This is a genomic window from Staphylococcus pseudoxylosus (genome assembly GCF_003697915.1).
GTDB lineage: Bacteria > Bacillota > Bacilli > Staphylococcales > Staphylococcaceae > Staphylococcus > Staphylococcus pseudoxylosus.
On the sequence record NZ_RCVN01000015.1, the window covers coordinates 1 to 23,093 of the forward strand.

At 31.5% G+C, this 23,093-nt stretch carries 20 protein-coding genes; 4 read left to right on the forward strand and 16 right to left on the reverse strand.

What is annotated here, in order from left to right; all coding sequences use genetic code 11:
- Window positions 1–36: 36 nt before the first annotated feature.
- The 3 genes from D9V42_RS12455 to D9V42_RS12465 all read right to left on the reverse strand — a co-directional run bounded on the left by D9V42_RS12455 (window position 37) and on the right by D9V42_RS12465 (window position 2,962).
- Window positions 37–582 carry a trypsin-like serine peptidase gene (locus D9V42_RS12455; protein WP_122065210.1) on the reverse strand — a complete coding sequence of 182 codons (546 nt, stop codon included), beginning with the start codon at window positions 580–582 and terminating at the stop codon, window positions 37–39.
- A 299-nt stretch (window positions 583–881) separates the two neighbouring features.
- Window positions 882–1,916 (reverse strand): M42 family metallopeptidase, encoded by a 1,035-nt coding sequence (locus D9V42_RS12460; protein WP_107556042.1) that lies wholly within the window; start codon window positions 1,914–1,916, stop codon window positions 882–884.
- A gap of 119 nt (window positions 1,917–2,035) precedes the next feature.
- Complete coding sequence (locus D9V42_RS12465; protein ID WP_122065212.1) at window positions 2,036–2,962, reverse strand: D-2-hydroxyacid dehydrogenase; 927 nt, start codon at window positions 2,960–2,962, stop codon at window positions 2,036–2,038.
- A gap of 353 nt (window positions 2,963–3,315) precedes the next feature.
- On the opposite strand from D9V42_RS12465, the gene D9V42_RS12470 reads away from it, so the two are divergent.
- Complete coding sequence (locus D9V42_RS12470) at window positions 3,316–4,407, forward strand: prephenate dehydrogenase (protein WP_107556040.1); 1,092 nt, start codon at window positions 3,316–3,318, stop codon at window positions 4,405–4,407.
- Window positions 4,408–4,553: 146 nt separating this feature from the next.
- Here D9V42_RS12470 and D9V42_RS12475 read toward each other — a convergent pair whose 3' ends face one another.
- Complete coding sequence (locus D9V42_RS12475) at window positions 4,554–5,816, reverse strand: Y-family DNA polymerase (RefSeq protein WP_122065213.1); 1,263 nt, start codon at window positions 5,814–5,816, stop codon at window positions 4,554–4,556.
- 151 nt (window positions 5,817–5,967) lie between these two features.
- Between D9V42_RS12475 and D9V42_RS12480 the strand changes: the two genes are divergently transcribed.
- On the forward strand, window positions 5,968–6,153 hold the full coding sequence (locus tag D9V42_RS12480) for a 2-hydroxymuconate tautomerase (RefSeq protein ID WP_017724403.1): 186 nt from the start codon (window positions 5,968–5,970) through the stop codon (window positions 6,151–6,153).
- Between the two features lie 257 nt (window positions 6,154–6,410).
- Here D9V42_RS12480 and D9V42_RS12485 read toward each other — a convergent pair whose 3' ends face one another.
- Window positions 6,411–7,391, reverse strand: a complete 981-nt coding sequence (locus tag D9V42_RS12485; RefSeq protein WP_107556038.1) for an LCP family protein — start codon at window positions 7,389–7,391, stop codon at window positions 6,411–6,413.
- Between the two features lie 139 nt (window positions 7,392–7,530).
- Between D9V42_RS12485 and msrA the strand changes: the two genes are divergently transcribed.
- Window positions 7,531–8,046, forward strand: coding sequence for a peptide-methionine (S)-S-oxide reductase MsrA (gene msrA / locus D9V42_RS12490; protein WP_107531579.1), 516 nt, complete (start codon window positions 7,531–7,533; stop codon window positions 8,044–8,046).
- Window positions 8,047–8,238: 192 nt separating this feature from the next.
- Here msrA and D9V42_RS12495 read toward each other — a convergent pair whose 3' ends face one another.
- From D9V42_RS12495 to D9V42_RS12530, 8 genes are all read right to left on the reverse strand, one after another.
- Window positions 8,239–9,153, reverse strand: a complete 915-nt coding sequence (locus D9V42_RS12495; protein WP_107556037.1) for a D-ribose ABC transporter substrate-binding protein — start codon at window positions 9,151–9,153, stop codon at window positions 8,239–8,241.
- A gap of 13 nt (window positions 9,154–9,166) precedes the next feature.
- Window positions 9,167–10,111: an ABC transporter permease gene (locus tag D9V42_RS12500; protein WP_107556036.1), complete on the reverse strand. Its 945-nt coding sequence runs from the start codon at window positions 10,109–10,111 to the stop codon at window positions 9,167–9,169.
- On the reverse strand, window positions 10,098–11,588 hold the full coding sequence (locus D9V42_RS12505; RefSeq protein WP_122065215.1) for a sugar ABC transporter ATP-binding protein: 1,491 nt from the start codon (window positions 11,586–11,588) through the stop codon (window positions 10,098–10,100). The genes D9V42_RS12500 and D9V42_RS12505 overlap by 14 nt, the downstream gene beginning before the upstream one ends.
- A gap of 14 nt (window positions 11,589–11,602) precedes the next feature.
- Window positions 11,603–11,992: a D-ribose pyranase gene (rbsD, locus tag D9V42_RS12510; protein ID WP_107556034.1), complete on the reverse strand. Its 390-nt coding sequence runs from the start codon at window positions 11,990–11,992 to the stop codon at window positions 11,603–11,605.
- Window positions 11,993–12,034: 42 nt separating this feature from the next.
- Window positions 12,035–13,009 (reverse strand): LacI family DNA-binding transcriptional regulator, encoded by a 975-nt coding sequence (locus tag D9V42_RS12515; protein ID WP_172592870.1) that lies wholly within the window; start codon window positions 13,007–13,009, stop codon window positions 12,035–12,037.
- Between the two features lie 249 nt (window positions 13,010–13,258).
- Window positions 13,259–13,573: a hypothetical protein gene (locus tag D9V42_RS12520; protein ID WP_122065217.1), complete on the reverse strand. Its 315-nt coding sequence runs from the start codon at window positions 13,571–13,573 to the stop codon at window positions 13,259–13,261.
- Between the two features lie 624 nt (window positions 13,574–14,197).
- Entirely contained in the window at window positions 14,198–16,723 is a 2,526-nt protein-coding gene (gene mprF / locus D9V42_RS12525) for a bifunctional lysylphosphatidylglycerol flippase/synthetase MprF (protein WP_122065219.1), read from the reverse strand.
- Between the two features lie 488 nt (window positions 16,724–17,211).
- Window positions 17,212–18,438, reverse strand: coding sequence for an AI-2E family transporter (locus D9V42_RS12530; protein WP_107555966.1), 1,227 nt, complete (start codon window positions 18,436–18,438; stop codon window positions 17,212–17,214).
- Window positions 18,439–18,885: 447 nt separating this feature from the next.
- Here D9V42_RS12530 and D9V42_RS15590 point away from each other — a divergent pair, with 447 nt between their 5' ends.
- Window positions 18,886–19,017, forward strand: a complete 132-nt coding sequence (locus tag D9V42_RS15590; RefSeq protein WP_279634289.1) for a hypothetical protein — start codon at window positions 18,886–18,888, stop codon at window positions 19,015–19,017.
- 14 nt (window positions 19,018–19,031) lie between these two features.
- On the opposite strand, the gene D9V42_RS12535 is transcribed toward D9V42_RS15590, so the two are convergent.
- From D9V42_RS12535 to alsT, 3 genes are all read right to left on the reverse strand, one after another.
- Entirely contained in the window at window positions 19,032–20,123 is a 1,092-nt protein-coding gene (locus tag D9V42_RS12535) for an acyltransferase (RefSeq protein ID WP_122065221.1), read from the reverse strand.
- Between the two features lie 293 nt (window positions 20,124–20,416).
- Window positions 20,417–21,280, reverse strand: a complete 864-nt coding sequence (gene glcT / locus D9V42_RS12540) for a glucose PTS transporter transcription antiterminator GlcT (RefSeq protein WP_107555964.1) — start codon at window positions 21,278–21,280, stop codon at window positions 20,417–20,419.
- Between the two features lie 140 nt (window positions 21,281–21,420).
- Window positions 21,421–22,863, reverse strand: coding sequence for a glutamine transporter AlsT (gene alsT, locus D9V42_RS12545; protein WP_107555963.1), 1,443 nt, complete (start codon window positions 22,861–22,863; stop codon window positions 21,421–21,423).
- Window positions 22,864–23,093 lie beyond the last annotated feature (230 nt).

Here is a 23,093-nt window from a genome sequence, read left to right on the forward strand (position 1 = left end):
CAGAAGACTCCTTTTTGTTAAAATTATACTATAAATTCAACTTTGCAACAGAACCTCTTTTTCTCTATTTCCAGGATAGCCAGCTATATGAAATTTATTGTTACTAGTTGTTAACCATTGGTCATCAATATAATTTGCATTACCAATATTTGCTGGCGCCACTACTTTATTAAGGGGCAAATTGTCTTGTTTAGGTTTAACTTTAAGAATAGCTACATCTTCCTCTGCATTTGAAGGATAAATTGCAGAAACTACATCATACGAACCTAATATTTTCTGGCCTTTATTATGTCTATTAAGTGCTAACTTAAAATCTCCAGTTCCTTGATTCAAATTATTTGCTACATGCCTATTCGTGAGTATTGTGTCTTGTCCTATAACAAAACCGGTAGCAGAAAAACCAGTGCTAAAATGTAATTTACCAACAATATTATGTGGCGGTTGATCTGAGTTGCTAATTGGATAAACTTCCTCTTGTGTTGCTGATGCTGTTGAACTGACTTGATTATCTTGTGACAATGTTACAGGTGGTATTACTAATAACATCAATAATGCTACTACAAATTTTTTACAAAATTTCACATAAATAACCCTCTTTCTTTAATTTTAATTGTACAAAATAATAATATATCCATTTATATAAAAAATCAATACAATTTTAAAAGGATTATTTTAAATTTAAAGAATATTACACATTAATCTTAACTGTATTCATTTTTTATCTAGAATAAGTATTGAATTGTAATAAGTAATAATTAATCTTTACTTTTATCAAAATAAAAAAGCGTACCACAAAAGTGATACACTATAATAATCATTTATTATTACCTGTCTCTATATACAAACTGTTCAGGTTACAGTTCTCTTCGAATATATCTAAATTATTGTATAGGAGCTAAACAATACGCATGAAGTAGCGCCTGAGTTGCTTTTAAAGAATCTATATGCGTACGCTCTAGTGCATGCGAAGATTCAATACCTGCACCAAACAATCCATGTCTGATATCAGCGCCTGCCTTTAATGCTGCAGAGGCATCTGAACTATAATATGGATAAATATCTACTTTATAAGGGATATGATTAAGTTGGCATAAATTAACTAATTGTTCACGTAACACCTTATGATAAGGTCCTGATGCATCCTTCGCACAAATGGATACTGTATATTCATCGGATGCTTGACCATCACCTAAAGCCCCCATATCAAAAGCTATAAAATCAACAATTTTGGGTGAAATTGAAGCATTTGCCCCATAACCAATTTCTTCATTGTTTGAAATATAGAATTGTGTCGTATGAGGTAGTGTTAAGTTTTCATTGTTAATTGTTTTTAAAAACTCTATAATCATTGCAACACTAGCCTTATCATCTAAATGACGTGATTTTATAAATCCTGATGATGTGATTTGAGTCCTTGGATCAAAACTTATAAAGTCTCCTACATCTATACCTAAACTTTCAGTATCTTCTTTTGACATTACTTTTTCATCTAATCTGACTTCCATATGTTCAATATTTCTTGATATATCGTCATTATTTCGATACACATGTACACTCGTCTCGTGTAAACAGATGGTACCAGTATAAGTTTGTCCTGATGAAGTTTCTATTTCACAATATTCTCCTTCAATTGCGTTATAACTAAAGCCACCAATCAAGTCCAAGGCTAATCTTCCATCTTCTTTAATTTCTTTGACCATAGCACCGAGCGTATCAACATGTGCAGTGATACATTTTTGGGCTTCATCGTTCTCACCTTTCACAGTGATCAGCAATGCCCCTTTGTTCGTTAGCGTTGTTGTATAACCTAAATGTTCAACTTCAGCTTTAACGTAATTAATTGCCTTTTCTGCGTGTCCTGATGGACTATTAATTTCTGTTAATGCTTGAATTGTGGTGAAAATTGATTCAGTCATGCAATCCCCTCCTAATATATGTAAGTCTATTTTAACTTTTATCTTCGAAAATTGGTATAATTGTACTAAAATCCTTAACAGTTATAATTAAAATAAACTTGTTTAATTCTTAACTAAATTTAGTATCCTTTATTGAAATCAACTTGATTAGATACTGATTCATTATTTTCTAATTTTTTCAATGTGCTACAAAAGCATGATATCGCATCATCGATATTTGTTAACGCTGAAATATGAGGCGTCATCGTAACATCTTCCCTTTCCCACAACTCAGAGTTCTCTGTTAATGGTTCTGACTCAAAGACATCTAATACAACATGCCTTAACTTCCCTTCATTTAAAGCATCTAGTAAGTGGTCTGTATCAACTACTTTTCCTCTACCTACATTTATAAAATACCCATTGTTTAAATAATCAAAATGATGTTGATTTAATAGCTTTTCTGTATCTTGTGTTAATGGTAAGGTACTAATTATATAATTTGAGTGTTCAAGTATAGTATGAGCATTTTCTATGTTACTTATTTGATGAAAATACGCTTTATCTTGGCCACTTTTTGAAATGCCATTTACAGTTGCCCCAAATGTTGAGAATACTTCTGCAATCTTTTGACCAATCTCACCTGTCCCCAGTATTGTTATGATTTGATCTTTCAATGACCTTGGTGTTTTAATAGACCAAACTTTAGCTTTTTGCTGTGCTTCGAATTGGGAGTGATATTGTAAATCAGCTAATATATAACTCAAGCAATACTCACTCATTTTTTCTCCGAAATCACTGATTGTTCTAGTTAACAGTGTATGATCCCAACCAGAAATGGCTAAATAATTATTCACTCCTGCATTAAAAGTGTGCACCCATTTGAATTTAGAAGGTTCAAAACTTTCATTAGGAACAAACCCTACATATGTATCTGCCCAATTCATATCCTCTTGTGAAATGGTATCGGTCGCCTTAAAACGTAAATTATAATGCTCTAGCTGTTTCAAATATGGATGAAAATCAGATTCATATGGACCTGCAATTAAAATGTTCTTTATTTTCAAATTTCACACTCCCTTTATTTTTTGAATATCCTTATAAATAGTCTTATTTTTAAAAATTATTACTATCCTTGTCATTGATTATGTTGTTCATTGTTTACTTTCTCTTACTTTATCATAATTCTATTTGGTTTATGTTCTTATGTTTCACACATTCATTTCTTATCTTTTTGTTTTAGGTCATATTTCGTATTATGAACGTTAACAATTCATTTCCAATAAAATTATCACTACGATTTTGAAGTTCTCAAAATATCATTGGTGGTTAAGCAAAAATTTCATCACGTATTGCGTATTAGTAATACCTACTATACAATGTTACTATTCTGAAAATTTTGATAGAGGTGATTCGCTTAATGAAACAAATACTTTTCGTTGGTCTCGGCCTAATCGGCGGCAGTCTAGCGAGTAATTTAAGATACTATCATAATGATATAGAAATTACAGCATTTGATGCTGATACATCTCAATTAGATAAAGCTTTATCTATTGGTATCATCGATTTTCAATCGACAGACTATAAATCAAGCGTCGAAAATGCCGATATCATTATATATGCCACACCCGTACAACAAACAATAAAATACTTACAAGAATTACCAAGCTATCAATTAAAGAAAAACGTTATTATTACCGATACTGGTAGTACAAAATCAACGATTCAACAGTATGAACAATTTCTTTTAAAATATGATATTCACCTTATCGGCGGCCATCCAATGGCTGGGAGTCATAAATCTGGTGTATTAAATGCTAAAAAACATTTGTTTGAAAATGCTTTTTATATACTCGTGCATAATGAACCAGCTAATGATCTAGCTTTTGAAGAAATCCAAGATCTATTAAAAACAACTGATGCTAAATTCATTTCAACAACTGCAGAAGAACATGATTTTGTCACTGGGATTGTTAGTCATGTCCCGCACATTATCGCTTCAAGTTTGGTTCATTTAAATGCGCAACATGTGGATGATTCTGCTTTGGTGAAAACATTGGCTGCTGGTGGCTTTAGAGATATCACTAGAATTGCAAGCAGTAACCCCGTTATGTGGCGTGATATTACAGTTGAGAATAAAGACACTATATTAAGTATCTTAAAAGAATGGAAAGATCAAATGGGAGAAGTTATATCGTTAATTGAGCGTAATAACGCTGAAGATCTCCATGCTTTCTTTAATGATGCTAAAACTTATCGTGATGAACTTCCCCTTAAACAACAAGGGGCACTTTCCGTAGAGTATGATCTATATGTTGATATTCCGGATAAACCAGGTATGATTAGCAAAGTGACAAACATTCTGAGTTTACATAATATTTCTATAAGCAACCTTAGAATTTTAGAAGTTCGCGAAGACATATATGGGGCATTGCGTATTAGTTTTAAAAATCCTGATGACCGTAAAGCTGGCGCTGAGGCACTCAATGATTTTGATACTTATATTGGTTAATATATGAAATTTTATAAGTGGGGCTACGAAATCATTTTTGGTAGCCCCACTTATTTAATAGATTAAACAGTGATTTTTAGGTTTACCTGAGGTATTGCTCATGCATCAATCCCATTAACTCAACTAAATTGAGAAGAAGTGAGACTTTACATTTTATGTCCTGCCATAAGACCAAGACGACCATGTTTTGTACCTGCATCTGTATAAGATACCGCTTTAGATACAATTCCTCGTCCAAATTTCCGATGTAAGGCGTCTATAGTTTTAGCTAGCTTTTCTTTTCTTTTTCTTTCATACTCATCAATAAATAAATTCAATTGTCTATCCTTCTCATCGATGAACTGAGTTAAAGAAATGCTTACTGTACGGAATAATGCATAAGGGTCACATAATTTATCTGCAAATCCTTCAACCACTTTATACATATTATCTTCTAGATTGGTTGGATCTTCTAACGTATACTGTTTGCTTATACCTCCTTCATCACTGTAACCAAATGAAAAGTGAATCGTCTTAGCTAATTGATTTCTCCCTCTAACACGACTAGCAACATCCTCAATCAATTCACGCATAACTATTTTGGCTTCGTTATATCGATAATCTCGCATGAGTATTTGACTCTTACAAATAGATGGATTCATCACTTTATATTTATCTCTCACTCTACTTTCATCAATTCCATTTGCATGTAAATGTAAATCGATACCAATGATACCTAAGTCTCTTTTTAAATACGTATATGAATAATGTGCTAAGTCACCAACAGTAAAGATTCCCCTTTTATTCAATTTAGCTTCTGTTCTTCTGCTAATCCCCCAAAATTTGCTCAATGGTTGAATTGGCCAAAGTTTTTTAGGTACATCTTGATAACGCCATTCTGCAATTAAACTATCGTTATGTTTGGCTTCTATATCCATTGCAATTTTACTCAATAACATATTTGAGCCTATGCCTATGGAACAATTAATACCTGTTGCTTCTTTAATCTCAAGTTGTAATTTTTGACAAAATGAATGAACTCTACTACTAAATCTATGATAACTATTCGTCACATCCATAAAGAATTCGTCTATACTGTATTGATGCAAGTCTTCTGGTGCAATATATTGCAATGCGATTTTTGATATTTCTATAGAAACTTCCAAATATTTTCGCATGCTTGGATTAATTATATAAATGTCATTTCTATGTGGTATTTCAAATAATCTAGATCCAGTTTTGATGCCTAGTGCTTTTAATGGTCCTGTCGCAGCTAATACTACTGAACCTTGTCTTTTAGTATCAGCAACCACCGCTAATTTTTCAGTCATAGGGTCTAATCCTTTTTGAATACAAGATACACTCGCAAAGAAACTCTTTTGATCTATACACAATACGTCTCTTTCTTCCACTAGATTATAATCATACATATCAAACAACCTCCCTGAATTAATTCTATTATATACGAACGTTTGTTCTTAATCAATACGAAAAGGAACATATGTTCTCGCTTAGTTATTTTTATAATTTTTCGAATTTTCGTGATATAATATCTTTAAATTATTTTAGGAGGAATTACATATGCCAATCGTCAATGTGAAATTATTAGAAGGTCGTTCAGATGAACAACTCAAAGATTTAGTAAGTGAAGTAACAAATGCAGTTGAAAAAACAACTGGTGCTAATAAAGAAGCAATCCAAGTAGTTATAGAAGAAATGAAATCATCACATTATGGGGTTGCAGGAGTTAGAAAATCTGACCAATAGTAATACTCATTCTATTAACAGAATATAGATAATAAATAGCTAACACTATAAAAAAATCCCCCTTACTATGACAGTAGTAAGGGGGATTGATGTATTAATGCTAACCTTTTTCTTTAAATCTGTTATAACATAATGCAAAAAACTTAAACAGCGCTATATTTCTTACTAAGCATCTTTACTTAGACAGAAACTAACGAAATATGATAAAAATCAAGTGCTATATTACTTCTTTGTCTTACACTTACATAGTAGCAATACTATTCATCCAAGAATTTTTTAACTGCTTCTTTGTTTTTCTCTTTATCAATTTCTAAAGCACTGCCATCCGTTGGTGACTGGATATCTTGATAAGTACCCTTAATTGGTAATGTGATAGAATCTACATTCTTATCACCACGAATACCGAAGTTTAATCCTGATTGCACCAATGCAGAATCTGGCATATTGGTGTTTAAGTAGCCTCTTAAAATACCTGCAACTCTAGGTAACTTGAGAATTGAATCTACACTCACAAGTTCCTCTTTTAGCGATTGCATCACTTGTTGCTGTCTACGGACACGTCCAAAATCTCCTTCAGGGTCATGTCTAAATCTCGCATAACCTAAGAGCTCTTTACCATTTAAACGATGATGACCTTTTTTCAACGATACGCCAATATTTTTTGACATGTCTTTTTCAACATCAATCGGTACACCGTTCGGTTCCAGTTCATCTATCATTTTTTCAAAACCAGTAAAATCTAAAACAGCGTAGTATTCAGGATCAATACCTAAATTTTTCTTCAACGTTTGTCTCAATAACTCTGGTCCACCTATAGAATATGCAGAGTTAATCTTATGTTGACCACTTCCTGGAATGTCTGCATAAATATCACGCATGACAGACACCATCTTCATCTTTTTATTAACATAATCATATTGAGCGATCATAATAGAATCTGTTCTAGAAATACCACCGTCTTCGGCGTCTGCTCCTAATACCATTACCGTAATCTTACCGTCATTTTTAGCGGCACCATTAAATTTTTCTTGTTTTAATGTTTTACCGTGGTCTTTCGCATAATTAATACCGGAATTATAACCATGCACTGCATAACCTACGATAATTGCTAAAATCACAATAAAAATTAAAATGATTATCGGTAATTTCTTAAGCCGCTTCTTCTTAACCCTACGCATAGGCGCTTCTTTAGTGTTGTTGCTTGAGTTTGTATTACTTCTTTGTTTGTCTTCATTCATTAGTATCAACCTTATATCTTCAAAATTGCACTTCTATGTACTATAATTAACATATATTAAAGTTATATAAAAAGAGTATAAAAATCAAGTGATATCTTTATATATGGTACTAAGGTCTAATACGGAAAGGATGTTAAGCATGAATATTAATAAAGCATACTTCGCTGGAGGTTGCTTTTGGTGTATGGTTAAACCCTTTGATACATTTGAAGGCATAGAAAAAGTAACCTCTGGGTATATGGGAGGACATGTAGATAACCCTTCATATGAACAAGTCAAAAGTGGTAATACCGGCCATTTGGAAACTGTCGAAATCGAATATGATGTCGCATTGTTTTCCTACAATAAATTATTAGAAATTTTCTTTTCTGTAATAGATCCATCTGATGAAGGCGGGCAATTCCAAGATAGAGGTTCACAATACAAAACTGCTATCTTCTACACAAATGAAGATCAAAAAGAACTGGCAGAAATTTATATTGAGAAATTAAAGGATACTATGGATAAAGACAAAGCGATTGCAACAAAAATTCTACCCGCTTCTACATTTTACGAAGCAGAAGCTGAACATCAAGATTTTTATAAAAAGAATCCTGAGCGTTATGCAAAAGAACAACAAGATCGTCAAAATTATGAAAAAGGGTTAGACATCTAATTTACATCAAACCCTTTTTTTAACTTCATTGAAATGATAGTAACTTTAATTTTATAGTCAATTCGTGTCAACGCAATAAATGAGACAAAACTATTGATATCATTCTGTCTCATATAAATAATCATCAGTTATATAAATTTTAAAGCCGGAGTAGTGTTTACTACATCCGGCTTTATTATAGATGATTACCAATTAATTTTGTCTTTTCATTTCTAATGGAATTTTGTTTTTTTGCTCTACTTTCTTACCATCAAATAAATTCATTACTGTTTTAATACTTTCTTCACCCATTAAATGAGGTTGTTGCGCAACAGTAGCATATAATTTATTGTTTTCTACCGATTTAATTGCATCCTCGTTACCATCAAAGCCAATAACTTTAATATCCTTATTACCAACCGCTTCTACAGCACCTAATGCCATTTCATCATTTTGTGCAAAAATAGCTTTGATATCTGGATGTGCTTGTATAATATTTTGCGTCACATTCAAACCTTCTGTTCTATTGAACTTAGCACTTTGTTTCGATACTACATCAAGCGATTTATCTGCTACGTTATGAAATCCTTTACCACGTTCTCTCGTTGCACTTGCACCAGGTATACCTTCTAATTCAGCAACTTTCGTATTTTTACCGAATTGCTCTACAATGAGTTGGCCACCCATTTCTCCACCTTTAACATTATCTGAAGCAATAAATGATGCAACCTCCCCTTTAGCAACTTCTCTATCCAAAGTGATTACTGGGATATTTTGATCATTCGCAATTTGAATGCTACCAGAAATCGCATCTGAATCTGTTGGGTTAACAATAAGGTAGTCTACATTTTGTTGAATTAAATCATCAATATCATTTGATTGTTTTGCTGCATCATCTTGTGCATCAGCAAATTTCACTTTGACTCCTTGTTTTTTCGCTTCATCCTCAATACCATCTTTTATTTTTACAAAGAACGGATTATTTAATGTAGATATACTGACACCAATCACAATTTCAGATTTTTTCTTGTCTGATTTATCTTTGCTATTATTTTCTAATGGAGATTCTAGGGAACACCCTGCTAAAAGTAACAATATTGCAATAGCACTAATAAATAACTTTTTCATTAAATGACCTCCTCTATGATTTATTCTTTCTATCTATTAGCACTGCAATAATAATCACAACACCTTTAACGACTTGTTGATAAAATGAAGATACACCCAATAGATTTAAACCATTGTTTAGTACCCCTATAATAAGCACACCGATTAATGTACCGAGAATACGTCCTTTCCCCCCTGTAAGTGAAGTACCTCCAAGTACTACAGCTGCAATAGCATCCAATTCATATGACATGCCCGCTGTTGGTTGTGCAGAATTTAAACGAGATGTTAATATTGCTCCTGCCATCGCAGACATTAAGCCAGCTAAACTATAGATCATCACCTTCAACTTATTGACTTTGATTCCTGAAATAAATGCCGCTTTTTCATTACCGCCCATGGCATAAGTTTGTCTACCAAACACCGTTTTATGTAAAATAATATATAAAATAATGAAGGTGATAAACATCGTAACTGCTGGTACAGGTATACCTAAAAAGTAACCACGTCCAAATAGTTGAAATGCATAACTACCATTTAAATTTGTAATCGGATTACCATCAGTGATAACAAGTGTGAGCCCTCTAAATACGGTCATTGTTGCTAAAGTTGCGATAAATGGCGCCATCTTACCTAATGTAATTAAAAGCCCGTTAATCGCTCCTAAAATAGCACCAAAGATACAACCAATTAACAACGCAACTATTGAATCAACACCAGTTACCATTAATATAGCTATCATCGCACTAGATAACGCAAGCGTGGACCCAACTGATAAGTCTATCCCCCCTGTCAAAATAACAAATGTCATACCAAATGCTATTAAACCATTAATAGATACTTGTCTTAATAAATTAAACAAATTAGATGGTTCTAAAAAAGCACTGTTTAATACACTTATGATAATGACTAATAATATTAATCCAATAAATGGTATAATTTTTTCTAAATATGAAAAAGATAACTTAGATTGATTCATTTATTTTCCCTCCAGTAGCTAAAGTCATGATACGTTCTTCAGATAACGATGCCTTGTCTAATATCCCTGCAATGTTACCTTCATGGACAACAGCAACATTGTCACTCATGCCAATAACCTCAGGTAATTCTGATGAAATCATAATAATAGACATTCCTCTTTCTGTAAGTTCATTCATTAATTGATATATTTCTCTTTTAGCACCTACATCTATCCCTCTAGTAGGCTCATCTAAAATCAATACGCGTGGTGCTGTCGCTATCCATTTTGCTAAAACTACTTTTTGTTGGTTCCCGCCAGATAAATCTACGCACACATCATCTTGTTTGCCTTTAATATTTAATCGCTTAATCATTTGCTGTGTATATTGTTCCATTGAACCTTGAGCTAGAAAACCTGATTTTGAAAAGCTTTTTAACGCAGGTAATGATATATTCTCTAAAATAGAATCCTGTAGAACTAATCCTTCTTCTTTTCTATTTTCAGTGATAAAAGCTAAACCATGTTTTATAGATTGATGAGGATTGTTCATATAAATAGCTTTACCATTCAATTCGACTTGCATAGTCCCTTTATCTAGACCAAACAACACGCGCATAATCTCTGACCTACCTGCACCCATTAAACCACTAAAACCTAAGATTTCTCCTTTATGCAACTCAAAGTGAACCGATTTTAGATTATGCTCATTTGAACTAAGCTCCTTAACAGAAAGTACTAATTCATCTTGCTCATAGTTCCTTTCAGGATATTGGTTATCTAAATCTCTACCTATCATCGCCTTGACGATTTGTGGATGTGTGGTAGATTCAGTAGCAGACGTTAAGATAGAGCGACCATCTCTCATAACGGTAATACGATCAGAAATACTAAATATTTCTTCCATTCTATGTGAAATATAGACAAAAGAGACGCCTTCACTTTTTAACTTTTTGATTTGTTCAAATAACACTTCTATTTCATTATTGGTTAATGCAGCAGTTGGCTCATCCATTATAATAACTTTAGCCTCTTGCATAAGCGCTTTACTAATTTCTAACATTTGTTGCATACCAACAGATAAATCTCCTGCTAATTGATTTAAATCAATCGTTATATTCAATTTTTTAAATATCTCTTGTGCTTGTACCCTCATGGCTTTATTATCTACAATACCAAAAAATTTAGTTGTTTCTTTTCCTAGAAATAAGTTTTCTAATACTGTCAAATTAGGCCAAATATTCAATTCTTGCTGTATAAACGCGACACCATGATTTTCAGCATCTTTAGTATTCTTAAAATGGATTGGTTCTCCATTTTCTACTACGTTGCCATCATCCGCTTCATAGACACCTGTTAGTATTTTCATTAATGTACTTTTACCAGCACCATTTTCACCCATTAATGCATGGACCTCTGCATCGGCGATTTCAAAATCCACACCCAACAACACATCATTTTGTCCAAACGATTTATATATTTGATGCATATTAATCATTATTAATCACCCCTTTAAAATAAAACGCCACTCTTTAATATCGCATTAGCAAAAGGTTTAGCTTCGCCTGTTCTGATAATAGCTTTAACTTTCTCACTATCCGCTTTTAACTGTTCATGAGATACAGTGCTAATATCAATGTTTTCTGACACCAGTTGTATATAGAGGTCATCATTTTGCTTAATCATTTCATTAGCAATCGTTACTTGCTCAATTACCATATGATTTTTTATTATGTGAAATACTTCTAAGAATGATGGTTTCCCAAAATCTAAGGCAAGGTCTATTTTCTTAACTCCTTGTGGTACTGGCAAACCACAATCAGCAATAATAATTTGATCTGTATGACCTAAATCACTTAGCAATTTTGAAATTTCACTATTTAAAATACCTGTTTTATACATCAAACCACTCCTTTATTTATGTAACCCGTTACATGTTACGCATTAATGACGTGTACTCGATCTCTTTATTACGGAAATGGCTACTTTTTCTAGTTCGACATCATCTTGATGATCATACAATTTAATTAACTTTGACATTGCTAGCTCCCCTAAACGATAAGCCGACTGATCGATTGTACTAATTTGGGGAAATGTCATTGTTGAAAATGGTATATTATCATACCCCACAATTTGAACATCCTTTGGAATTTGCAAGTTATGTTGTTGAAGTATCCCCATTACTTTAATTGCTAATAAATCATTACTGCAGATAATACTATCTATATTGTGTGACCTGATTAAATTAATAAATGAACCTTCATCGTTTAAATCCTGCGCTAAATATGTTTTATAGTTAATACCATGTTCTTTAAAAATTGACACTACACCTTTGACGCGATGTTTAAAAGCATCAATCGTTAAATCTTCATGTACGACTAGACCATCATTACAGCCTCCTTCAATAACTAATTCTGCTTGACGTTGTCCACCTTCATAATGATCAGTTGAAACACCTGATATTTCATTATGAGTTCTATCGACAAATACAAAAGGCATATGAAGCGGTTCTAACATATTTTCAATTATATTTTCGTTAAGTGCAGTAGTAATCATGCCAGCGCAATTATGAGATACAAATGTTGTTAAATAAGCCTTTGCTTTTTCTATATCATTATCACTATTACCAATTAAAACTTGGTAGCCATGTTCAACAGCAACATCTTCTACGCCTCTTGCAATTAACGTAAAGAATGGATTACTTATATCTGGTAGGAGCAATCCAATCATTTTTGATTTTCTTTTATATAATGTTCTTGCAGCTTCATTTGGTTGGTAATTCAGTTCTGCAATTGCACGATCAATTTGCGATCGCGTTTGTGCCTTAACATACCCAGTATTGTTAATCGCTCTAGAAACAGTTGCAACTGAGCAACCGGCTAATAGTGCTACATCTTTTATCGTTGTCAGTAAAATCACTCCTTATATGTAACCGTTTTCATACTATCACATATTTTCTCTATTTAACAGAGTGTTTACATGATTAAATTTTGTTCGTATAAAAATTCTACATTTCCTATATCACTAAGATTAATAGCAATATAATTCATACATTCACTTTTAATATAGATAACGCGCCTGTTAAAGATGATGATCAACTATGCAACGCACAGCACAAATTAGGTATGTTTAAATAAAATTGAATTGATATATCTTTGTACGAAGATATTATTTACTACTATTGATAAAATCTTCGTACAACAATTTATCTTTTCCTTCAACTAATTTAACCTCATAAATAGCTATATTCTTTTTACATAGTGCCCTAATTAAATCTGGTATAAATTGTTGCTCTGCTTTTAATAATAATACTGTTACATTATCAACATCTATAAATGTGTAACTATAATAGTTCGGGAGAATGGGTTTAATTAATTTTCCAATGATTTTTATAACTTTCTTACGAATTTTATACCAATCTAACCTTCCAATACTAATTATAAAAACTTTTTGTTCATCTGAATATGCTCTATAATCTATCAATTTATATACCTCATTTTTTATTTTTAATTATTATAGATTATTGGTTTATAAGAAACAATTAAAATATACATCCGCATTTTTGTAATAGCATAAAGTTTATTTATGAAGTAGGTGTTTATCCTTTTAAATCAAAAAAATATCTGTATTTTAAAAACTTACAACTTATTAAACAAATTAAACACTTACCTGTAACTATCAATACTTCTCATAAAAACAACTTGATGGTTAAAATATAAGTTCAAAAACTATCGGTAAGCCGCTTGATTTATCACTATGAGTAGAAGACATTTTTTAATTTGTCGCTACGAAAAAGTAATAATACATATAAATATTAATAAGAAAACACACGTATAATATGTTCATAATAAAATGAATAAGATTTCAATACATCATTGAAAGCGTTTTCTAATGATGATATATTTATATTGTACCTTTAACAAAGGGGTAACGAGAAATTCAAATATAGTTAGAATTAAAATGATATTTAAAAGGGTAACAATTGTTAGTTTATTAAAGTAGTTAATAACTTCTCCAAAGATTAACTACACAAACCATTAAGCACTATTAAACTCCTTAAGAAGCCCCCCACATGCATATGACATGTGGGGGGCTTCATGTTGTACTTCAACTATTTTTTCTAATGACACGCATTACTTTTAACATGCTCACCCATAATGAGTGGCGTTTACGATAAACAAGAAATCTTGGCTCCCATTTCGGATTAAATTTCTCTTTATATCTTCTGAGACCTTGGAATCTATATAGACCGTTGAAATGTTCAAATACACGGCCAGCTATTCTTTCACCATAAAATGAATAAGGAATTTGTCCCACATTAGATAATGTCGCCATTCCCATATTAAAATGTTCATAGTTATTAGTTTTTGACCAAAGTAGCATATTCAAGTATAGACTATCCATTAATGGCAACTCAATGTCTTGTTTCCAACGTATTAAATCAACTGAAATCACGCCATTATAATAAGTTGGCATCAATGTGCAGAAAGCAATGACGGATTGTTCATTATCTTTTAACACGCCTATGGGAGCTTGTGATATATAATGTTCGTCAAAACTACCAACAGAAAAATGCATTTCATTTTTATCAGCTAACCACTCATCACTTATAGCTTTTAAATCAGCAATCATCTGTTGCGAAAACGGTGGCTCCACCACTTCAAATGAATAACCCAAATCATCAAGTTTATTTAGCGTCGCTCGCAAACCACGCTTTTTCTTCCCTGACGTTGTAAATGTCGTTAAATTTATAACGGCTTCTTCACCTAATTTAAAGAATTGGTTACCAAAACTATGATAGAGTGACATGTGCTTATCCGTTACTTGATAAAAAATAATATCATAACCTAAATATTCCGCTTCTTGATAAAATGCTTCTAATAAACTATAAAATGATTCTGTATTACCAATTGGATCACCTAAAATAATATACGTATTATTATGATAGCGATACATTACAAAAGCATCTTCATTGTCATTTATAAAAAACTTCTTATCCCCACTGTACATTAAGTGACTTAAATAATTCCCATTATATTTATCAATAATCGATTCACAAGTAGCAATGTTATCTCTACTATTTGATAATCGATATCTGTATTCAAACCACCATACGATAACACCAACTATAATTGCTACTAATAAAATAGTAATCCAGAAATAATATCTCAAAATAGAAGTCAGCATTTCAATATGATAAATATCTAAAGAGTAAAACGTACTCTTAATCACAAGGTGATTAATATATAGGATGATCGCACCTGTAATAACACTTAATAATAACTTGGAATATCTAAACGGTCGTTTGATAACTCGAGCCCGTTTATAAAATACAAGCAATAATACAAAGATCACTGTAAGCCAACTTAATAGTATGAATGATGCATACGTATAAGCCGTTGCAATAAATATAAATAATACGGAAATAATTGCAAATAGTATCGCACGTTTAGATAATTTATAAACACCTATAACATTCAATAATAATAATAAACACGCACAGGTATGAATTGAAACAATAATATAATAGATATAGTGATTTGGATCATATAATCCATCATAAATAATTGTTAAATTATTTAAAAAGAATACTAAACTCGTAAATAGCAATAAAAGTGCCATAGCAAAAGATGGTATACGTGCAATTATGTCCTTTTGATATGAGCCTAACAAAGATGTCATATCTTTTACTGGTACTAATATGCGTGAATCTTCCCAGTAACGTTTAGCAGTACTACGGAATTCAAATGTAGATAAAATCAATGCAATAAGTACAGGGAATAAATAATAAGCAAAACGATAAAGTAACAAACCTAATACGATTGCTTCCTCATTAATATTTAACGCCTTTAAACCTAACAGTACAACTAAATCAAATGTACCAAATCCACCAGGAATAAAACTGATTAATCCCGATAACGCTGCTAGAATAAAAATCCCCATAAATGTAGCAAAAGGTATTTGAACACCCACGATAGCCATTGCCATGTATAACACTAATGCTGCAACAAACCATTCAACTCCTGAAACAATTGTGCAATATACACCAAGCAATCTATGTGTTTTTTGTACGGGCTTAATGATAGTAAATACCACAAATATTGGTAAAAACAATGCTACTACGTACATTAACCATTTAATCCATGGATACGGTGTGAAAATATGCGAAATATCAAAGACATGAATCACTACTAAGATAGAAAGCAAACTCAAACCAGTTAACATTGAAATTAAAACAATAGAAATGGTATGTAGCAGTGCTTTTTTATCATCAGTTGTATTTTTATAAAATAGGAAACGTACACTGGCCCCTATAAATCCCCCAAAGCCAACAACAGCATTCAAAGCATTTACAATATAACCAATTCTAATCGTTTTAGCTAAACCAATTTTTAACTTTAATGTTTTAGCTAAGATCACATCATACATTGAGAGCACTATAATAGATGCGCCACCACTAAGGAACAGTGCAACGAGCCAAAATCTATTAATTTTACTAAATGATTTTATTGCGTCTTTGAGATTAATATGTGAAAGCTCTTTGTATAAAGTAATAGCAACAATTGTAAATAACGTAAATGCGAATGCAATTTTTAATATAGAAAATAATTTGCTTCTCAATTCTTTTGACATCTTTTCACTTCACTTTTAATAATCTAATCGTTCCATAAAAATATAGCACAAGAACAATACATAATAAATAAATTTTTTAATAATAACTACTAACAAAATTGTTAGACGCATGACTCAATTTTAAATAGCATGAATCAAACGCCATTAAATAAGGTGAAATGCTCATTAATATAGCCATATAATACAAAACTTACATCAATAACGATAATCTAACTCAGTATATTAATAATACATCACGACAATAATAAAGGACGAGACAGGAACCATATTTTAGAAATTGGTTTCATCATCTCGCCCTCGATTGTTTTTATAACTAAAGTATATGATAAAAACGTCTATAGATTACAGTATGTATCTGTATAATATCTATAGACGCTTATCAATTTGTGTACTAGTCGTACCGCTTCAGTATGAACACTTTTATGATATAAAATCAAAATGAAAATAGTGTTCATTGTCAAAGCACACTGAAGAAAACTTATAATAATTTAACGAATTTCTTCGTCTGTTGTAATTTCATATTCTCCAGCATCTTCACCATAATACTTATTATATCTACGTTTAAACATAGTATATAAATGTGAAACTAATACTTTTAATATCGCATAAGCCGGGATACCTAAAATCACGCCTACAATACCTAATAAGTTACCTGCACTTAATAAGATGAAAATAATTGTTAATGGGTGTATTTTAAGTGTTTTACCCATGACATTAGGTGAAATCAGATGACCTTCGATAAACTGAACAGCCGTCCATACTACAATCAATTTCAATAGCATAATTGGAGAAGTGATTAACGCAATAATAATTGCTGGCGATATTGCGATTGTAGGACCTATGTATGGTACTACACTGGTAACAGCAGCAATTGATGCTAAAATCAAACTATAATCTAATCCAATAATGCTATAACCTATAAATAATAAAATACCAATACAAAATGAAACAATAATTTGACCTTGAATATAAGAACCAACTTGAACACTCATTTTGTCTAATAAATCATGGTAATCTTTTCTGAATTTAGGTGGCATTAATTTTGTGGAAAACTCTTTAAAACGATGTCCATCTTTCAACATAAAGAACAACACAAATGGTGTTGTCGCAATGACCACACCAACATTGACAATTGCCTCAGCAAAATTCTTTACCTTTGAGCCAAATCCATTAAAGTAATCTGAAACCATAGATGGCAATTTATTAGCCAACGCGTCCAACTGCTCTTGAATTTGACTGTAGAAATTCGATATCAATGAGTACTTCGTAACACTATCTATAAATTGATTGACCTTATCTACATATAATGGGAAATTATTACCAAAGCTTCTGAATTGAGACCCTATTACAGGGATTAAAAGGTTAATAACCAGTGTTATCACACCTACAATCAACAGGAATAATATAATTACGCCCCATAATCTAGAAATATTATAACGTTCCATTAAATTGACTAATGGATTCAATAGATAATATAGGATAACTGAAACAATAATAGGCGCAACAATCGTATTAAAAATGATAATGAATGGTTTGAAAATATAAGATACTTGATCAAATATAAATATAGCGATACCTACTAATATTAAAATTAACAAACCAAAAAGTAAGTCTTTGCCACCCGCAAACTTCATGAAGCGGGTTTCAGGGAAACTAAGTTTTAACTTGTCTTTCCCCTTCTTATTTTCTTGTTTTACATTGTCTTCGTTCGACATATAACTCACCATACCTTAAATTAATTCTAAAAATAGTAATTACTTATTATGATTATAAAAAGACGGTACAAAACTCTATCATAAAAAGCTTTAATAGTTTGTTGTACTATGCTTAATAATAACACATTCTTTAAATGACAATCATCTATTATACTAAATTATAAGTATCATCTCGCTTCTGCATAGATTATTCACTATTCCATTACAATTAAACACATTTTCTAAATTTTTCTCAATTATAATTAAATGAAAAGTGATATTGATCTTGCATGCTTGACTGAGCTATGGTTCGATCTTGTAGTTTCTCACTCATACTATTCTCCTGACGTCAACACGTTACAAAACCGAAAAAATTATATGTTTTACTACAAAAAATATGACCCTTTCGTATAATAAATTACCATCATATAATTTTAAAAGAGATGCCTTAGGTATAAAGGTTATAACATGACTCAACTTACACCACCAATGGAGACTTCAATATTTCATAAAAAACAAAGAAAACATCAATTTCTATATAACTCAGTAGAAATTGATGTTTATTCTTTAGCCAGAGATATTCAGGTCTCAGACCCTTAAAAAATACTTTCTTTTTACGTCGTTGCTTTATTACCAGTATCACTATTATCTCGAATATTAGCAAGGTGTTTACTAGCTTTCTTTTTCGGAATAGGCACAATGTAATTGCCAAATGGTAACTTGCCAATTAAGTATATAATGAATACTGATAAAGCAACAGCTGCTATAAATACACCCATAAATTTACTTTGGGCATCGATATTCTCAACAAGTGGCAAACGCTTCACGAATTGGATTGCTACATAATGTACTAAATAGATACCCATTGAGTAATTTCCTATTAATGTGAGTGTATGCAAGATGATTTTATTTTTCTTTACATGTTCAAACATGTAATTAAGAAATACAATAAAAAACGGGATATAAATTATATTTGAAACATGGATTGAACTGTGTAAATTGTCTAAATCAATACTGATTAATAAATCAATAAATAATATGCCTATAATAATTGAAAGTAACGCCTTATATTTAAATATCAGTACTTTTATTTCATTGTAAAATTTTGCATAAACAATGCCTAAAATGAAAAAGGATATCCAATTCATAATGAATAGTTTATCATTTACAAACCGTTCTACTCCACCGCCACCCAATGACATTGGTCCCATCATTATCCAAACTATATTAGCAATAGTTGCAACTACGAATAAAGCAATAATTGGCCATCCTTTTTTAAATTTGTGTACAAATGGAAATAAAAAGTAGAATTGTATTACTGTTAATATAAAATATAGATGAAAGTTTGCCTTGCCGAATACAAAATAATTGATTAATTTACCATCATCCTCTAAGTTATGTAAAAAATAAGCCCTGTATAATAAATAAAAAATGGTCCATATAATATAAGGGATTAAGATTTTGCTAAATCTTGATTTTATAAAATAATTCAAGCTAAAACCTTTATGAACGACAGAAATAGTTAATAAAAAAGCACTAATTACTGCAAAAATAGGTGTACCTAACCTTGCAATTTGATTTATATACCCTAATCCATCAGAAGTGAATGAGTCTCCTGAAAGTGCGATACTATTAACTGTATGAATGGCAACAACAAGCATAGCTGCCACTGACCTAATTATAGGAATTTCATCATAGAACTTAATACGAAAACATCCCCTTTAAACAAAACAACTTTAAAACTAATTCTATGATTTTTAGTTGGTATAGTAAAGTGAATTTTCATACATAAATAAAAATATAATACTTTCATTACACGCAATTAAAACTCTTAATATTAACTTTATAATATGCAACTAATTACACATTTATCTTCCTATAAATTCCGAATTTGTCATAGATATTAGCACTATAAATTAAATATAATTGCAAAATTAAAAATACGACATCACACTGTTTAGTGACATCGTATTTTTTGAATGTAAACTTTTTAAAGATTTTAATCATTAGGTGTATTCGTATGATCGGCATCTACCATAAAATGGTAGACATGCAAAGTTAAATAAATAACTTCTGCATCATATATTTTAATACCCAATTCTTGCTGCAACATTTTCATTATTTTTAATGCGATATTGAAGCATAAAGGATACTGAGTTTTCAACAACTCTTCAAAAGCATTTGTTTTTTGCAAATTCTCTCCAGTTCTCAATCTTTTAATTAAAAATTGAATATGCCTAATAAAACGTTGATACTGGACTGTGTCTTTTTCTATTTCATGTTTTAAGTCATGTTCTAGAATAAATATACTTTTATTAATCAACCGGTTAATCAGTTCCATTTCACGTATAGATAAAGTTTCCGTATTAGATGCTATATGTAATGCTATAAAACCTATTTCGTCTTCTGGAAAATGCACATCTAATACGTGGTTTAAACGATCAATTACTTTTTCAGCAATGCCATATGCCTCTGTATATAATTGCTTTGTTTCTACAACAAAGGGGTTATTTATTAATTGATTTTGTTTCAATCGGTTATATGCAAATATAATATGATCTGTTAAAGATATGACCAATTTTTGATTATCTATCTTCATTACTGAATTCGTAATAATATTAACAGCTTCAATGACTGCTTGAATTAATGTATCATCAGCTTGTTCAACCAGAGATTTATAATGGTCTTGTTGAGATTTTTGATCTAATATATACGTTTTCTCAACTGTTTGATTTTCTTGCAAAGTCATGCCTCTTTTTTTATTAAAGCCAATGCCTTTAGCAATGAGCACATATTCTTCTTGTGCTTTTTTACAGATAATAACATTATTATTTAAAACCTTAGTTATCAGGTAATCACTCACATGAATCATCCTTCTTTTTCTGTCAATCAATATTATATAGTGTATTTTCAAAAATTGAAAGACCTAAAAGAGCCTTTCAAATTCTCACTAACCAGTGATCTATTTGAAAGGCTCTATACGTTAATACAAATAATTTTTAATTATTTTTTCATGCCCCAACTTTCAATACCAAACAAATTAATTTCTAAGTCTTCAGGTTTGAAAACAGGTTTTTTACCAGCTTTACGTTGACGTTGGTAATCATTCATAACAGCAAAAGCGATATTTGATAATCCAATGATTGCCACTAAGTTGACAATTGCCATTAATCCCATAAATACATCAGCAGTACTCCAAACTGTTTCAGTTTTAATTACTGCACCAACAAATACTAGTACAACGACTAAACACCTAAATATGAATAAAATCGTTCTATTTTTAGATAAAAACTCAATGTTCGATTGACCATAATAATAATTACCTACAACTGAAGAGAATGCAAACAATGTAATAGCGATTGTTAAGAATATACCGCCTCCACTACCCAAATGTTCATTTAAGGCAGATTGTGTAACCGCAACACCTTGTGCTGCATTGTCCCCAAATTCTAAACCTGTATAAAGTAAAATCATTATTGCCGTAGAGGTACAAACTAACATCGTATCAAAGAATACGCCTAATGATTGAATTAAGCCTTGTTTGACTGGGTGTGGCGCAGCAGCTGTCGCAGCAGCATTAGGTGCTGACCCCATACCCGCTTCATTCGAGAACAAGCCTCGTTTTACACCTTGAAGAATTGCTGCTCCAACTGCACCACCAGTTGCTTGCTCAAAACCAAAGGCACTTTTAACGATAGTTGTTATCATTGGTATAATTTGATCATAATTAAATACTAATATCACAACAACTAAACCAATATAAATTATTGCCATAAATGGTACGATTATTGAAGATAATTTAGCTATACTACGCACACCACCAAAAATAATAGCAGCCGTAACAATTGCCAAAATAATACCGGTTACAATTGGACTTACATTATATTGCGTCTTTAATGATTCCGCGATTGTGTTTGATTGAACTGTATTAAACACAAATGCAAATGTAACTGTGATTAATACAGCAAAGACAACACCTAGCCATTTTTGGTTTAAACCTTTAGTAATGTAATATGCTGGGCCTCCACGATAACCACCGTCTTCATCAGGCACTTTATACACTTGAGCTAAAGTTGCTTCTATAAACGCACTAGCAGCACCGATAAAAGCAATAATCCACATCCAAAATACCGCTCCTGGACCGCCGAGTACAATTGCAGTTGCAACACCAGCAATATTACCAGTTCCAACACGAGACCCGGCACTAATTGCAAATGCTTGGAATGGTGAAATCCCTTTCTTACCATTGTCTAATGTTTCAGGTTTTTCACCAATTGCACGAAACATTTCTGGAATCCATCTTAATTGAACAAATTTTGAGCCGATTGTAAAGAATATACCGGCTGTTATTAACAATCCAATTAAATACTGTGACCAGATTAAATCATTCCCGACTTGAACAAATGTTTTGAACCAATCTGGAATTAAACTATCAAAATCTCTCAATTTAATCCCTCTCATCTATGTATATTTAATTTCAAAATTAGAGCAAGAGATTTATAGCTACGCTCATAGTCATACGCCTTATATTATAACTATGAGTAAGAGTATAAAATTGTGAATACTGATAACTAAACACATCTTTTATACTGCGCTATAAACCTCTTTATTAATTATTTATTGCACCTAACTGGTATTTTATCACTATATAGTTGTATTTACTAACAATTTTTTAT

What these genes read in the sequence shown, in the direction of transcription:
- rbsD (WP_107556034.1), bottom strand. Translation starts at nt 11,992, where the DNA reads ATGTATAAAACAGGTATTTTAAATAGTGAAATTTCAAAATTGCTAAGT.
- msrA (WP_107531579.1), top strand. Translation starts at nt 7,531, where the DNA reads ATGAATATTAATAAAGCATACTTCGCTGGAGGTTGCTTTTGGTGTATG.
- D9V42_RS12480 (WP_017724403.1), top strand. Translation starts at nt 5,968, where the DNA reads ATGCCAATCGTCAATGTGAAATTATTAGAAGGTCGTTCAGATGAACAA.
- D9V42_RS12485 (WP_107556038.1), bottom strand. Translation starts at nt 7,391, where the DNA reads ATGAATGAAGACAAACAAAGAAGTAATACAAACTCAAGCAACAACACT.
- mprF (WP_122065219.1), bottom strand. Translation starts at nt 16,723, where the DNA reads ATGTCAAAAGAATTGAGAAGCAAATTATTTTCTATATTAAAAATTGCA.
- D9V42_RS12530 (WP_107555966.1), bottom strand. Translation starts at nt 18,438, where the DNA reads ATGTCGAACGAAGACAATGTAAAACAAGAAAATAAGAAGGGGAAAGAC.
- D9V42_RS12505 (WP_122065215.1), bottom strand. Translation starts at nt 11,588, where the DNA reads ATGATTAATATGCATCAAATATATAAATCGTTTGGACAAAATGATGTG.
- D9V42_RS15590 (WP_279634289.1), top strand. Translation starts at nt 18,886, where the DNA reads ATGACTCAACTTACACCACCAATGGAGACTTCAATATTTCATAAAAAA.
- D9V42_RS12460 (WP_107556042.1), bottom strand. Translation starts at nt 1,916, where the DNA reads ATGACTGAATCAATTTTCACCACAATTCAAGCATTAACAGAAATTAAT.
- D9V42_RS12470 (WP_107556040.1), top strand. Translation starts at nt 3,316, where the DNA reads ATGAAACAAATACTTTTCGTTGGTCTCGGCCTAATCGGCGGCAGTCTA.
- D9V42_RS12475 (WP_122065213.1), bottom strand. Translation starts at nt 5,816, where the DNA reads ATGTATGATTATAATCTAGTGGAAGAAAGAGACGTATTGTGTATAGAT.
- D9V42_RS12495 (WP_107556037.1), bottom strand. Translation starts at nt 9,153, where the DNA reads ATGAAAAAGTTATTTATTAGTGCTATTGCAATATTGTTACTTTTAGCA.
- D9V42_RS12500 (WP_107556036.1), bottom strand. Translation starts at nt 10,111, where the DNA reads ATGAATCAATCTAAGTTATCTTTTTCATATTTAGAAAAAATTATACCA.